This is a genomic window from Kitasatospora sp. NPDC048407 (genome assembly GCF_043200475.1).
Classification (GTDB): domain Bacteria; phylum Actinomycetota; class Actinomycetes; order Streptomycetales; family Streptomycetaceae; genus Kitasatospora.
In genome coordinates this window covers 74,593-88,155 of the sequence record NZ_JBICXW010000002.1, presented here as the reverse complement: position 1 = coordinate 88,155, position 13,563 = coordinate 74,593, and the positions used below count along the sequence as shown (strand labels likewise).

11 protein-coding genes are annotated in these 13,563 nt (G+C 73.6%); 2 read left to right on the top strand and 9 right to left on the bottom strand.

The annotated features are described in order from the left end of the window. The first annotated feature begins 6 nt into the window (after positions 1-6). Positions 7-1,287 (top strand): ricin-type beta-trefoil lectin domain protein, encoded by a 1,281-nt coding sequence (locus ACGFWJ_RS05720; RefSeq protein WP_392945628.1) that lies wholly within the window; start codon positions 7-9, stop codon positions 1,285-1,287. A gap of 30 nt (positions 1,288-1,317) precedes the next feature. Here the strand turns inward: ACGFWJ_RS05720 and ACGFWJ_RS05715 are convergent, their stop codons facing one another. From ACGFWJ_RS05715 to ACGFWJ_RS05675, 9 genes are all read right to left on the bottom strand, one after another. Continuing rightward, positions 1,318-2,784, bottom strand: a complete 1,467-nt coding sequence (locus ACGFWJ_RS05715; protein ID WP_392945626.1) for an MFS transporter — start codon at positions 2,782-2,784, stop codon at positions 1,318-1,320. 101 nt (positions 2,785-2,885) lie between these two features. Further along, complete coding sequence (locus ACGFWJ_RS05710; RefSeq protein WP_392945624.1) at positions 2,886-3,485, bottom strand: endonuclease; 600 nt, start codon at positions 3,483-3,485, stop codon at positions 2,886-2,888. Then, positions 3,482-4,348: a Rieske 2Fe-2S domain-containing protein gene (locus ACGFWJ_RS05705; protein ID WP_392945622.1), complete on the bottom strand. Its 867-nt coding sequence runs from the start codon at positions 4,346-4,348 to the stop codon at positions 3,482-3,484. The genes ACGFWJ_RS05710 and ACGFWJ_RS05705 overlap by 4 nt, the downstream gene beginning before the upstream one ends. A gap of 59 nt (positions 4,349-4,407) precedes the next feature. Further along, positions 4,408-4,833, bottom strand: a complete 426-nt coding sequence (locus ACGFWJ_RS05700; RefSeq protein ID WP_392945620.1) for an SRPBCC family protein — start codon at positions 4,831-4,833, stop codon at positions 4,408-4,410. Positions 4,834-4,855: 22 nt separating this feature from the next. Then, a complete protein-coding gene (locus ACGFWJ_RS05695; RefSeq protein ID WP_392945618.1) occupies positions 4,856-7,189 on the bottom strand; it encodes a SpoIIE family protein phosphatase in 2,334 nt (777 codons plus the stop codon). 4 nt (positions 7,190-7,193) lie between these two features. Further along, the gene (locus ACGFWJ_RS05690) at positions 7,194-10,691 is read right to left on the bottom strand and encodes a HAMP domain-containing protein (RefSeq protein WP_392946489.1); all 3,498 of its coding nucleotides are present in this window, start codon (positions 10,689-10,691) and stop codon (positions 7,194-7,196) included. A 208-nt stretch (positions 10,692-10,899) separates the two neighbouring features. Then, the gene (locus ACGFWJ_RS05685) at positions 10,900-11,418 is read right to left on the bottom strand and encodes an ATP-binding protein (protein WP_387647045.1); all 519 of its coding nucleotides are present in this window, start codon (positions 11,416-11,418) and stop codon (positions 10,900-10,902) included. After that, a complete protein-coding gene (locus ACGFWJ_RS05680; protein WP_392945616.1) occupies positions 11,415-11,999 on the bottom strand; it encodes an STAS domain-containing protein in 585 nt (194 codons plus the stop codon). Before ACGFWJ_RS05680 ends, ACGFWJ_RS05685 begins: the two co-directional genes overlap by 4 nt. Positions 12,000-12,080: 81 nt before the next feature. Next, positions 12,081-13,037 carry a SigB/SigF/SigG family RNA polymerase sigma factor gene (locus tag ACGFWJ_RS05675; RefSeq protein ID WP_392945614.1) on the bottom strand — a complete coding sequence of 319 codons (957 nt, stop codon included), beginning with the start codon at positions 13,035-13,037 and terminating at the stop codon, positions 12,081-12,083. Positions 13,038-13,248: 211 nt separating this feature from the next. Here ACGFWJ_RS05675 and ACGFWJ_RS05670 point away from each other — a divergent pair, with 211 nt between their 5' ends. Next, the gene (locus tag ACGFWJ_RS05670; protein ID WP_392945612.1) at positions 13,249-13,551 is read left to right on the top strand and encodes a hypothetical protein; all 303 of its coding nucleotides are present in this window, start codon (positions 13,249-13,251) and stop codon (positions 13,549-13,551) included. Positions 13,552-13,563: the final 12 nt, after the last annotated feature.

The following is a 13,563-nucleotide window of genomic DNA, read 5'->3' as shown; positions in this document are numbered from 1 at the left end:
TCGTCCATGACTGCTGCACCGTCCACCCGCCGTCGACCCTTCGGCGGCCTCGCGCTTCTCCTGGCCGCCGCGCTGCTCGGCGCCGCCCCGGCCGCACCGGCTGCCCACGCCGCCCCGGTCGCCACGCCGATCGCCAACCAACCGACCGCCGCACAGAGTTGGGGCGACGACTTCGACGGCCCGGCCGGATCCGCGGTCGATCCCGCCAAGTGGACGGTGGAGACCGGCGGTTCGGGCAACGGCAACCACGAGCTCCAGTACTACACGGCGGGTGCGGCGAACGCCGCGCTGGACGGCCAGGGGCATCTGGTGATCACGGCGAAGCGCAACACCGATGCGGGGCTGGGCTGTTGGTACGGCACCTGCCAGTACACCTCGGCCCGGCTGAACACCGCCCGGAGCTTCGCCCAGGCGTACGGGCACTTCGAGTCCCGGATCAAGATCCCGCGCGGGCAGGGGATCTGGCCGGCGTTCTGGATGCTCGGCAACGACATCGGCACGGTGCAGTGGCCTTACAGCGGCGAGATCGACGTGATGGAGAACATCGGCCGCGAGCCGGGCACCGTGCACGGCACCATCCACGGGCCGGGCTACTCGGGCGCGGGCGGCATCGGCGCGCCGTACTCGCTGCCGGCGGGGCAGTCCTTCGCGGACGACTTCCACGTCTTCGCCGTCGACTGGAGCCCGTCCGCCGTGACCTGGTCGGTGGACGGCCACGCCTACCAGACCCGTACCCCGGCCGACTTGGGCGGCAACCGCTGGGTGTTCGACCACCCGTTCTTCGTGATCCTCAACCTGGCCGTCGGCGGCGACTGGCCGGGCAGCCCGGACGGGTCGTCGGCCTTCCCGCAGACCATGGTGGTCGACTACGTGCACGCCACCACGTCGGGCACCGGCCCGGTGCCCTACACCGGCCGGATCACCGGCCCGGGCGGCATGTGCGTGGACGTGGCGGGGGCTTCCAGTGCCGACCGCACGCCGATCCAGTTGCACAACTGCACCGGCAGCGCCGCCCAGCAGTGGTCGGTCGGCAGCGACGGCACCGTTCGCGCCCTCGGCAAGTGCCTGGACGTGGACGCCGCTTCGCACAACGACGGCGCGGCGATCCAGCTGTACACCTGCAACGGCACCGGCGCGCAGCAGTGGTCGTACGGCAGCGGCCGCGCCTTCGTGAACACCGGCTCCGGCAAGTGCCTGGACTCCCCCAACGGCTCGTCCGCCGACGGCACCCGGCTCCAGCTGTGGACCTGCAACAGCACGCCCGCCCAGCAGTGGACGCTTGGCTGACGCGACCCCCGCGCGACGGTTGACGCACCGTCACCGCTCGGACGGCACTTGGCTGAGCGGCGCGGCCAGCGACTCCAGGCTGCGCCGTTCGGCCTTGACGCCGATCAGTGCCTCGACCAGGCCCGCCAGCGTCATCAGCGCGGCGCCGATGCAGAACGCCAGTGTGGCGTCGCCGACTTGGCCGCTGGAGACCAGGCCGTTGAACAGCAGCGGGCCGGAGATACCACCGGCGGCGGTCCCGACGGCGTAGAAGAACGCGATGCACAGCGCTCGCGTCTCCAGCGGGAAGATCTCGCTGACGGTGAGGTAGGCGGCGCTGGCCCCGGCGGAGGCGAGGAACAGCACGGCCGTCCAGCAGGCGGTCATGGTGGCGGCGTCCAGGGAGCCGCGCTGGAACAGCCAGGCGGTGCCGAACAGCAGGACGCCGGAGCCGATGTAGGTGCCGGCGATCATCGGTTTGCGGCCGACCGAGTCGAAGAGGTGGCCGAGCAGCAGCGGGCCGAGGAAGTTGCCGACGGCGATCACCGCGAAGTAGTAGCCGGTGTCGCCGGCGGGGACGTCGAAGAAGGTGGTGAGGATCGCGGCGTAACCGAAGGTGACGGAGTTGTAGAGGAAGGACTGGCCGATGAACAGCGCCAGGCCGAGGACGGTGCGGCGCGGGTAGTGCGCGACCAGGGTGCGGGTGATGGTGCCGAAGCCGATCGGGCCGCGCTCGCGGATCCGGATCGGTGGTTCGTCCACCGGTGGCAGGGGTTCGCCGGTCTCGCGTTCGACGGTCTTCTCGGCCTCGGTGACGATCTTCTCGGCCTCCCGGCGGCGGCCGTGGGTGATCAGCCAGCGCGGGCTCTCCGGGACGTGCCGGCGCACCAGCAGGATGACCAGGCCGAGCACCACGCCGATGCCGAAGGCGAGCCGCCAGCCGACGTCGGTGGCGAACAGCGCGGTGTTGAGCAGGGCGATCGAGGCGAACGCGCCGATCGCCGCGCCGATCCAGAAGCTGCCGTTGACGATCAGGTCGATCCGGCCGCGGACCCGGGCGGGGATCAGTTCGTCGATGGCGGAGTTGATCGCCGCGTACTCGCCGCCGATGCCGAAGCCGGTGAAGAAGCGGCACAGGAAGAAGAACCAGGCGGTCCAGGAGAGTGCGGTGACGGCGGTCGCGGCGAGATACACCGCGAGGGTGACCATGAACAGCTTCTTGCGGCCGAGCCGGTCGGTGAGCCAGCCGAAGAACAGCGCGCCGCAGCAGGCGCCGGCCACGTACAGCGCGGCGGCGGTGGTGGTGACCTGGGCGGTGCTGATGGCGATGCCGCTGCCGGGTTCGGCGAGCCGGGCGGCGAGGTTGCCGACGATGGTGACTTCCAGGCCGTCCAGGATCCAGACGGTGCCGAGGCCGATCAGGATCCGCCAGTGCCAGGGCGACCACGGCAGCCGGTCGAGTCTGCCGGGGACGTCGGTCTCCACGGCCACGGTGGACTGGCGCTGCGGTGCGGACATCTCGGCCTCCGTCGAACCGTCCCGAACATCCGGCGGTTCCGAACGTACCGTCAGCGCGTCTGCCCAGCTCCGTCCCCGGCGCCCACCTGGCCGACCGCCGATCAGCTCAAGGTGGACCGAACGAGCGCCGTGGAGAGCCGGGCCAGGTCGTCGGGGCGGACCAGCGCGGCAAGCGCGTCGGGCTCGCGCGGCAGGCCCAGACCGGCAGCGGCGGACAGGGCGCGGCGGTCGAAGAACGGGCGCAGCTCGGGCCAGAGCAGCTGGGCCTCGCGGCGGAAGATGTCCGCGCCGACGGGGCCGATCCGGGGCACCTCGCGCAGCAGCCGGCCGATCGCGGCGGGGTCGCGTTCGGCCTCTTCGCGCAGCCGCCGCAGGTCGCCGTGCCAGCGTTCCCGGACGAGTGCGGCGCCCTCGCCGAGCGCGGTGGCGGTGCTCTCGTCGTACCGGACGTAGTGGGCGCGGCCGAGCGCGTCGACCCGCTGCTGCCAGCTGGACCCGGTCATCGCGCGGGGGGTGCGCAGCCCGTCGGCGAACAGCTCGCGGGCGGCGTCGGCGGCGGTGTCGGCGCGGATCCGGATCGCGCACAGCTGGGTGAGGACCAGCAGTTGGTAGAGCGGCGCGGGGGTGTCGCGCAGCCGGATGCCGGCCTGCTCGGCGTACGTGGTGCCGTGCCGGTCGAGCAGGTCCTGGACGGTGGTCATCGGGGTGGCCGGGCCTCCAGCCGGTCGGCCAGTATCCGGGTTTCGAAGCGGGGCTGTACGGCGGTGGCGGGGCCCTGTACGGGGTGGCCGTCGCTGAGCCGGAACCGGGACTGGCATTCCGGGCACTGCACGCAGCCGTCGATCAGTTCGCCGTCCGCGAGCGATCCGGCCGTGTGGGTGCAGCGGTCGGCGAGGACCGTCCAGCTGTCGTCGGAGCCGTGCACGACGAGCACGGCGACCTCGCCGAGCCGGCGGCGCACCGGGACCTCTTCGGGGAACTCGGCGGTGTCGCCGAGCGGTTGCCAGTCGGGCGGTGCGAGCCGGAACTCGGCCTCGGCGTGGGCGGCGCCGGCAGCGTGCCGGTACGCCAGGTGTCCGCCGAGCCCGGCGGCGAGGCCGACGAGGGTGGTGCCGCTCAGTCCGAGCACCCGGCCGCGCAGCGGGTGGCCGTGGCAGCGGGCCCGCAGCGAGCACCCGTGCAGGATGGCGGCGGTGGCGGCGCTCGCGGCGTGCACCAGGCCGAGGCGGCGCTGGGCGGGCGGCAGCCGGGACCAGTCCACCCAGCCGGACCAGAAGACGGGCGGCAGGCTGATCAGCCCGACGGCGGTCAGGGTGCGGGCGGCCCGGTCGTCGCCGCCGGTGAGGTCGAGCACTCCGGCGGCCAGCCAGCAGCCGATCGGGGTGTCGACGAGCGCCGGGTGCAGCGGGTGGCCTAGCGGGACGCCGTGCAGCACGTCGCGCACCCGGCCGAGCGGCAGGGCCTGGATGAAGTCGGCGAGGCGGTCGGCGACCGGGTCGAGGAACGTCCAGTGGGTGGGGGCGTCCAGCCAGTCGGCGGGGCCTGAGCAGCATGCTCTGTCCATGTGGGGCGGCTGTCCGTTGTGGCGGGCCTCAAACCCGGCCGGACGCGAACCCGGGGTCCTCATTCGACGCCACGCTCCTCGATGAAGGACTTGAACCGTTCCAGGTCGCCGCGGACCCGCCGGTCGATGATCCCCGTGGTGTCGGCGGTGTGGTGGGCCATCCCCTGCCGGTCGTAGTCCATCGCGAGGCGCACCTCGCAGCGGTCGTCGTCGAGCCGGGCGAAGCTGACCATGCCCATCTGGTCGGTGTCGCCGCCGACGGTCCGCCAGACGATCTTCCGGTCGGGCTGCCGGTCGACGGTCTCGGTCTCGAACTCGCGGCTGACGCCGGAGATCTTGGTGCGCCAGTGGTTGTGCCGTTCGTCGAGCGGGGTGACCTCTTCGACGCCGTCCATGAACTGGGGGAAGTCCTCGAACTGCGTCCACTGGCTGTAGGCGGTGTGCAGCGGGACGTCCACCTCGACGGTCTCCTGGATCATGGTCATGGCTGCTCTCCTCCGTCTCTCGTCAGGTCGTCCCGGTCGGGGGTGCGGCCGGTGCGGGTGGGTCGGACGCGTGGTCCGACGTGTCGTTCGTGGTGCCGAGGACCGTGCCGAGGACCTCGACGGCGATCAGGCAGGTGTCGTCGTCGGTGTCGGCCACGCTCAGTTCCAGGGCCCGGTCGAGCAGGGTGTCGAGGTCGGCGGCGGGTTCGGCGAGCACCTGGGCGAGGTGGTCGAGCGCTTCCTCGACGGACTGGTCGCGTCGTTCGATCAGGCCGTCGGTGTACAGCACCAGGATGTCGCCGGGCCTCAGGGTGTGCCGGGCCTCCTCGTACTCGGGGTCCTCGGCGGCGCCGAGCAGGATGCCGTGCGGCATGGGCAGCGGGCCGACGGTGCCGTCGCGCAGCAGGAGGGGCGGCAGGTGGCCCGCCCGGGCCCAGTGCAGGGTGCGGGTGTCGGGGTGGTAGCGGGCGCAGACGGCGGTGGCGGTGGCGTCGGTGAGGTCGGCGGCGGCCTCGTTGAGCCAGCCGAGCAGGCGGCCGGGCCCGGCGCCGGTGTAGGCGAGGCCGCGCAGCGCGTTGCGCAGGGCGACCATGCCGGTGGCGGCCTCGACGCCGTGTCCGGCCATGTCGCCGACCACCAGCAGCGCGGTGCGGTCGGGCAGCAGGGTGGTGTCGTACCAGTCGCCGCCGACCCGGTCGCGCTGCGAGGCGGGCCGGTAGCGGACGGCGGCGCGCAGGCCGGCGCTCTCCAGCGGCGGCGGGGCGGGCGGCAGGATGGCCTGTTGCAGGCGCAGCGCGAGGCGGTGGTTGTCGGCGGCTTCCTGCCGGGTGTCGGCGAGGCGTTCGGTGGTGGCGGCGAGCGCGGTCTCGGTCCAGTGCTGGGCGGAGACGTCCTGGTAGGCGCCGCGGACGGCGGCGGTGTGCCCGTGGGCGTCGAGGACGGGTTCGGCGACCAGGCGCACGTAGTGGGTGTAGCTGCTGAGGTGTCGCATCCGAAAGACCGCGGAGTCGGCGCGGCCGTGCTGGACGGCGGAGTTGACGACCCGGCGGACGGTCTGTTCGTCGTCGGGGTGGACGTGCGCGGCGAGGGCGGCGAGCGGGACGGGGGCGGTGCCGGCGGGCAGGCCGAGCAGGTCGGCGGTGCGCGGCGTCCAGTGGATCTCGCCGGTGCGCAGGTCCTCCTCGAACCCGGCGAGGTGGCTGAGGCGTTGGGCGGCGCGCAGCAGGTGGTCGGTGCGGTCGGTGCCGGCGGCGGGCTGCCAGCTGACCAGCAGGCGGTTGCCGTGGCGGGCGGCGGCGAGTTCGAGCAGGACGGGGGCGGGGGTCTGACCGGCCAGGAAGGTGAGGGCGAGGCTGTCGTGGTGCTGCGGGCGGCCGGTGGCGTGCACTTCGAGCAGCAGGTCGAGCAGGCCGTCGGCGCAGGCCAGTGGGTAGGTCTCGGTGAGGGTGCGGCCTTCGAGGCGGTGCGGGGGCCGGTCGGCGAGGTCGGTGAAGGCGGCGTTGACCCGGGCGAGGCGGAAGTCGGCGGGGGTGCCGTGGGCGGGTTCGGGGTCGAGCAGCGCGGCAGGGGCGAGCGCGGCGTCGAGGGCGCCGGTGTCGGTGGGGGCGGGGCCGGTGGTGGCGAGCCCGGGGTCGGTGAGGGCGAGCGCGCAGACCTCGGCGATCGTTTGCAGGCGGCGGCGTTCGGCGGTGGTGGGGTCGCCTGGGCGCTCGGGCCAGGCGAGTTCGAGGACGGCTGCGGGCCCGTCGGCGCGGTGCACGGGCACGGCGAGGCGGTAGGGGGCGCGGGCGGCGCCGAGGGTGGCGGCGACCGGGCCTTCGGGGCCCTGGGTGGTGCGCTGTCGCAGGGCGCGCCCTGCGGGCGTGTCGAGGCCGGGCGGGACGTGTCGCCAGTCGGCGCGTTCGGTGTCGCCGAAGCCGGGTGCGGCGGCGGGGTGCAGGACGCCGCCGGGGCGGGCGGTCCACAGCACGGCGGCGGTGGCGGCGACCATGGCGGCGGCCTGGGTGAGGGCGGCCTCGACGGTGGGTTCGGGCCGTCCGGGCGGCCGGTCGGGCGGTGCGGTGGCGGCGGGCGTGGTGTCGCCGTCGGCGGGGCCGGGCAGCGTGGTGAGGATGTCGGCGGCGAGTTCCTGCGGGGTGAGCCGGGCGCGTTCGGCGAGTGCGAGCAGTTGGCTGCCGGCTTCGGCGGGTCCGCAGCCGAGCCGTTCGGCGAGGACGCCGGTGGCGAGGGCGGTGAGCGGGCGGGCGGCGAGGGCGGCGCGCAGGTCCTCGGTCTCGTCCTGGGCGTGGCGCAGCCGCAGGGCGAGCAGACGGCGCGGATCGGCCCCCGCGCGGTGCGGCTCGCTGGGCTTCGACACGGCGTCAACTCTCCAACCAGTGCTGGACGGTGGCGATCAGGTGGTTGGTGTCGACGGGTTTGGTGAGGTGGTCGTCGGCGCCGGCGGCGAGGCTGCGGGCGCGGTCGTCGGGCATCGCCTTCGCGGTGACGGCGATGATCGGGAGGGTGGCGTGTTCGGCGCTCTCGCGGATCGCGGCGGTCGCGGCGTAGCCGTCGAGTTCGGGCATCATCAGGTCCATCAGCACCAGGTCGGTCTCGGGGTGGGCGCGCAGCATGGCGAGTCCGGTGCGGCCGTTGGCGGCGTGCAGGGCGGTGGCGCCTTCGAGTTCGAGGGCGGTGCTGAGGGCGTACACGTTGCGCGAGTCGTCGTCGACGACCAGGACGGTGCGGCCGGCCAGTTGGCCCGCGCGGGCGGGTGACGGGGCGGCGGGTGCGGCGCCGGGCGGGCCGGCGGCTTCGCCGGCGCGGGGTTCACCGGTGCGGGGTTCGGCGGCGCGGGGTTCGGTGGCTTCGGGTGCGGGGGCGAGCCGGTCGGGCAGCAGCAGGGTGAAGCAACTCCCTTCGCCCGGTACCGATTCGGCGCTCACCGCGCCGCCGAGCAGCCGGGCGAGTTCGCGGCTGATGGACAGGCCGAGGCCGGTGCCGCCGTATTTGCGGCTGGTGGTGCCGTCGGCCTGCTGGAAGGCGCCGAAGATGGATTCCAGGTGGTCCGCGCCGATGCCGATGCCGGAGTCCTGGACGCGGAACGCGACGGCGCCCGACTCCCGCTGCCCGCCGGGCAGTTCACCGTTCCGGGCGGGTTCGACGGTGAGTTCGACGAAGCCGCGGTCGGTGAACTTGACGGCGTTGGAGAGCAGGTTGCGCAGGATCTGCCGCAACCGGGCCTGGTCGGTGCGCAGTTCGGCGGGCGCGCCGGGCGCGGCGCCGATCCGGAAGTCGAGGCCCTTCTCGGCGGCCAGCGGGCGGAAGGCGGTGTCGACGTAGTCGAGCAGTTCGCGCAGCGGGAACCGTTCGACGGTGACGTCGAGCTTGCCGGCCTCGACCTTCGACAGGTCGAGGATGTCGTTGATGAGTTGCAGCAGGTCGGAGCCGGCCGAGCGGATCACCTCGGCGTACTCGACCTGTTTGTCCGTCAGGTTGCCCTCGGAGTTCTGCGCGAGCAGCTGGGCGAGGATCAGCAGGCTGTTGAGCGGGGTGCGCAGCTCGTGGCTCATGTTGGCCAGGAACTCCGACTTGTACATCGAGGCGGAGGTCAACTGGCGCGCGCGGTCCTCGAGTTCGCGGCGGGCCTGTTCGATCTGCAGGTTCTTCGCCTCGATGTCGCGGTTCTGCGCGGCCAGCAGTTCGGCCTTCTCGCCGAGTTCCGCGTTGGAGCGCCGCAGTTCCTCCTGGCCGTCGACCAACTGCTCGGACCGGGCCCGGAGTTCGGCGGTCAGCCGCTGCGACTCCTGGAGCAGTTCGTCGGTGCGGGCGTTGGCCAGCAGGGTGGCCAGGGTGGTTCCGATGTCCTGGGCGAGGCGTTCCAGGAAGTCCCGGTGCAGGTCGGTGAAGTGGTGCAGGGTGGCGACCTCGACCACGCCCAGCAGCCGGTCCTCCATGGTGATCGGCTGGATCAGCAGTTCACGCGGGGGTCCGGAGCCCAGCGCGGAGCCGATCTCGGCGTAGCCGGGCGGCAGGTCGGTGAGGGCGATCGGGCGGCGGCTGCGCCCTGCCTGGCCGATCAGCGACTCGCCGAGGCCGAACCGGCGCGGGGTGTCGCTCGCCCGGTGGCCGTAGGCGGCGGCCCGCACCAGCACCGGCCGCCCGGCGCCGGCCCGGGCCGCGCCGTCCTCCGTCAGGTACTCCTCGGAGAGGTAGCAGGTGCCGTACTGGGCGTTCAGCAGCGGGCAGAGTTCGTCCATCAGCAGTTCGGCGACGGCGGCGGGCTCGCGGCGGCCCTGGATCAGGCCGGTGAGGCGGGCCAGGTGGGTCTTCAGCCAGTCCTGTTCGCCGTTGGCCCGGGTGGTCTCGCGCAGCGACTCCACCATCACGTTGACGTTGTCCTTCAGGTCGGCGACCTCGCCGGACGCCTCGACGGTGATCGACCGGGTCAAGTCGCCCGCGGTGACGGCGCCGGTGACCTCGCCGATCGCCCGCACCTGCCGGGTCAGGTTCCCGGCGAGCTCGTTGACGTTCTCGGTCAGCCGTTTCCAGGTGCCGGAGACGCCCTCCACCTCGGCCTGCCCGCCGAGCCGGCCCTCGGTGCCGACCTCACGGGCCACCCGGGTCACCTCGGCGGCGAACGAACTGAGCTGCTCCACCATGGTGTTGACGGTGTTCTTGAGTTCCAGGATCTCGCCCCGGGCGTCCACGTCGATCTTGCGGGTCAGGTCGCCGCCGGCCACCGCCGTGGTCACCTGCGCGATGTTGCGGACCTGGCTGGTCAGGTTGTGCGCCATGAAGTTGACGCTGTCGGTCAGGTCCTTCCAGGTGCCCGCCACGTTCGGCACCCGGGCCTGGCCGCCGAGGATGCCGTCGGTGCCGACCTCCCGGGCCACCCGGGTCACCTCCGCCGCGAACGCCGACAGGGTGTCCACCATCGCGTTCAACGTGCGGACCAGTTCGGCGACTTCGCCTTCCGCCTCGACGGTGACCCGGCGCGACAGGTCGCCGCGCGCCACCGCCGTCGCCACCTGGGCGATCGACCGGACCTGGCCGGTCAGGTTGGACGCCATCACGTTGACGTTGTCGGTCAGGTCGCGCCACGTCCCCGACACGCCGCGCACGTCCGCCTGCCCGCCGAGCATGCCCTCGGTGCCGACCTCGCGGGCCACCCTGGTCACCTCGCCGGCGAACGAACTCAGCTGCTCCACCATGGTGTTGACGGTGCTCTTCAGTTCCAGGATCTCGCCCCGGGCCACCACGTCGGTCTTCCGGGTCAGGTCGCCGCGGGCCACCGCCGTCGCCACCTGGGCGATCGAGCGGACCTGCGCGGTGAGGTTCCCCGCCATGAAGTTCACGCTGTCGGTCAGGTCGCGCCACGTCCCCGACACGCCGCGCACGTCCGCCTGCCCGCCGAGAATGCCCTCCGTGCCGACCTCGCGGGCCACCCGGGTCACCTCGGCGGCGAACGAACTGAGCTGCTCCACCATGGTGTTGACGGTGTTCTTGAGTTCCAGGATCTCGCCCCGGGCGTCCACCGCGATGGTGCGGGTCAGGTCGCCGCGGGCCACCGCCGTGGTCACCTGCGCGATGTTGCGGACCTGCGCGGTGAGGTTGCCGGCCATCGCGTTCACCGAGTCCGCCAGCTCCCGCCACGCGCCCACCGCCTGCGGCACCTCGGCCTGGCCGCCGAGCATGCCCTCGGTGCCCACCTCGCGGGCCACCCGGGTCACCTCGGCGTTCAGCCGGGACAGCCGCTCCGCCATGTCGTTGTAGACGCCGGAGATCTCGCCCAGCACCCCGGGCGCGTTCGGCAGCCGCAGCGACAGGTCGCCGTCCCGCACGGCGGTCAGCCCGGCCAGCAGCCGGCGCAGCGCCACGCCGTCGGACGTGGGCCGGGGCGCCGCGGGGTGCCGCGCGTCGGCGTGCTCGGGCTCGGGCTCGGATTCGGGCGCGGGCTCGGGCTCGGGCGCGGGCTCGGATCCGGGCGCGGGCTCGGGCGCGGGCTCGGATCCGGGCGCGGGTCGTGCGGGATCCGGTGTGCGCGGGTCGGGCGCGCTGTCCACGTCACCACCACCTCGGGTCCGGTCATCGGGGCCGGGCCCGCCGGGTGAGGCGGGGCCCCGGCCGTTCACTGACATCTCTTCCACTGTGGCACCGTCGCCGCCAGGGTTCCGCCGGGGGGCGGATCGTCTCCAGCCACACCCGTTTGCCGCCGCCGGGAACCGGTTCGCTGCCCCAGGCCGCGGCGAGCCGGTCGACCACCCGCAGACCGTGGCCACCCGGCCGCGCGGGCACGTGCGGGGCGCGCAGCACCGGCATCCGGTCGTCGCCGTCGCACACCGCGACCCGCAGCAGCGGCCCGCACCTGGTCAGTTCCAGCGCGTACGGGCCGGCCGCGTGCTGGCAGGCGTTGGTGACGAGTTCGCCGGTCATCAGCAGCACGTCCTCGGCGGCGGCCCGGCCGACGGCGTCGCGCGCGGGCAGCCAGCCCCACTCCAGCAGGGCGAGGCGGGTGAACTCCCGGCTGCGGGCGACCGCGCCGGGCGCGGCAGTGAGCGGCAGGCGGCGGCGCTCGGTGCGACCCTCGACGGGCCGGCCGCTCATCGCTGCTCCCCGTGCCTCTCCGCGCCGCCCGGCTCCGGACTCGCGGCACTGTTCGAAGACGCGGCAGAAGGCTCGGTACTGTTCGAAGACGCGGCAGAAGGCTCGGTACTGTTCGAAGGCTCGGCACCGCCGGACTCAGTACCGCCCGAAGGCCCGCCACCGCCCGGCCGCGCTGCCGGCTTCTCATCGCTGCTCGCCGGCGCTGCCGCGTTCCCGGCCGGCCCGTCGGTCAGCGCGTCCTCGACGGTGGGCCGCACGGCCAGCACCTCGTCCGCGCCGGTGATCTCCAGTATCTGGAGCATCACCCGTCCGGGAGCGGCCACCAGCAGCGGGACGCCCGCCTGCTGGAGGGCGGCGTTCGCCCGCAGCAGCAGGTTGAGGCCGGTGGAGTCGCAGAAGTCGAGGCCGCCGCAGTCCACCACCAGCCGGGCGGGCGGGTCGGCGACGGCCCGCTCCAGGGCTTCGCGGAGCGGGCCGACGCTGTCGTGATCGAGTTCGCCCTCGGGGCGCACCACCAGTGCGCCGGGGGGACGGCGCAGGGTGACGGTGAGGGGGGCACCGATGGCAGTCCGGGCGTCCACGGTGCGAACACCTCCTGCCGACGGTAGGGTTTCCCGCCCTGGGGCGGCTACGGTCCGCGCGGCTACCCGGCTGGGCGAGGCTCAATCACGCGCCGTGTCCGTGGTGCCGCGCGTCCCGCCCTCGATCTGTTCGCGCAGCCCGGTCAGGGTGGCGGTGAGGATCCGCGAGACGTGCATCTGCGAGACGCCGATCTCGACGGCGATCTCGCTCTGGGTGAGTCCGCCCCAGAACCGCAGCAGCAGCACGGTGAGTTCCCGTTCGGGCAGTCGGCCGATGAACGGCCTTGCCGCGACGCGCAGTTCGGCGAGTTCGAGTTCCGGGTCGCAGCAGCCGAGCCGGTTGATCAGCGCGCTGCCGGTCTCGTCGGACTCGTCGTCGCGCAGCGAGTCGAGCGAGTCGCAGCGGCACAGCCGCCCGGCGTCCAGCCCTTCGGCCGCCTCGGCCTCGGTGACGTGCAGTTCCTCGGCGAGTTCGGCGGTGTCGGGCAGCCGGCCGAGGTCCTGTTCGAGCCGGTCGGAGGCGCGGGCGGCGGCCAGGTAGCGTTCCTGGACGCTGCGCGGGACCCGCAGCGGCCACGAGGTGTCGCGGAAGAATCGTTTGATCTCACCGGCGATGGTCGGGATCGCGTAGGTGACGAACTCGACGCCCCGGTCCGGGTCGAACCCGTCGACGGCCTTGATCAGGCCGATCGTGCCGACCTGCAGGATGTCGTCGAGCTCCTCCGGGCGGTGCCGGAACCGGGCGGCGACGAACCGCACCAGCGGCATGTTGAGTTCGATCACGGTGCCGCGCACATAGCTCGACCGCGAATCCTCGGGCGGCAGTTCGGCCAGCCGCCGGAACAGCGCGTCACTGAGCTCCCGGGCCTCGAACTTGCCCATGGCCCGCATCTCGCGCCGGGTCGGCCGGTACATCGGGTCGATCTCACGGCTGCCGCGTTCTCCGTACCGGCGGTCGTTTTCTCCGTACCGGCGGTCGTTCGGCCGGCCGGCGCGGCGACGGCGCGCCGGCCGGTGGCGGTGGGTCGTGGTGATCACTGGGAGTCATCTCCCGGGGACGGCGTGGGCCCTGGCGCCTGCCCGGGCTTCTGGTCATGGCTCCGGGCACGTCGCTACTGGGACGCACTGGGCAGCCTGCTCGGAGCGACGCCCCACCTGTACCCGATCGGCCGCGTTTGAACCCGATTCGTCCCGACTGATCCGGGTATGCGCGGACGTGACCCCTTCCGGCCACGAAAGGAGAGCGGTCATGCCCTACGCCGAGAAAATTCGGCTGACCCTGCCGATCCCCGGCGACCCGGACGTGCGTCCGCCCGAACCGCCGGACAGCCCGCCGCGTCCGACCGACCCGCCAGGCCCGTACAGCCCGACGCCCGTCACGCCGGACCCGGACCCGCCGATCTCGCCGCCCATTCCGCACGACCCGCAGCCGCTCCAGCCCGTCCCCGGGCCTCCCCCGAGCGAGCCCGAGCCGCCGGACCCGGGCCGGCCCGGCCCCGAGCCGACCCCCGAACCCGAGCCCCAGCCCGCCTCTCCCCCGCTCGGCCGGTAGCGCGCCGAACAA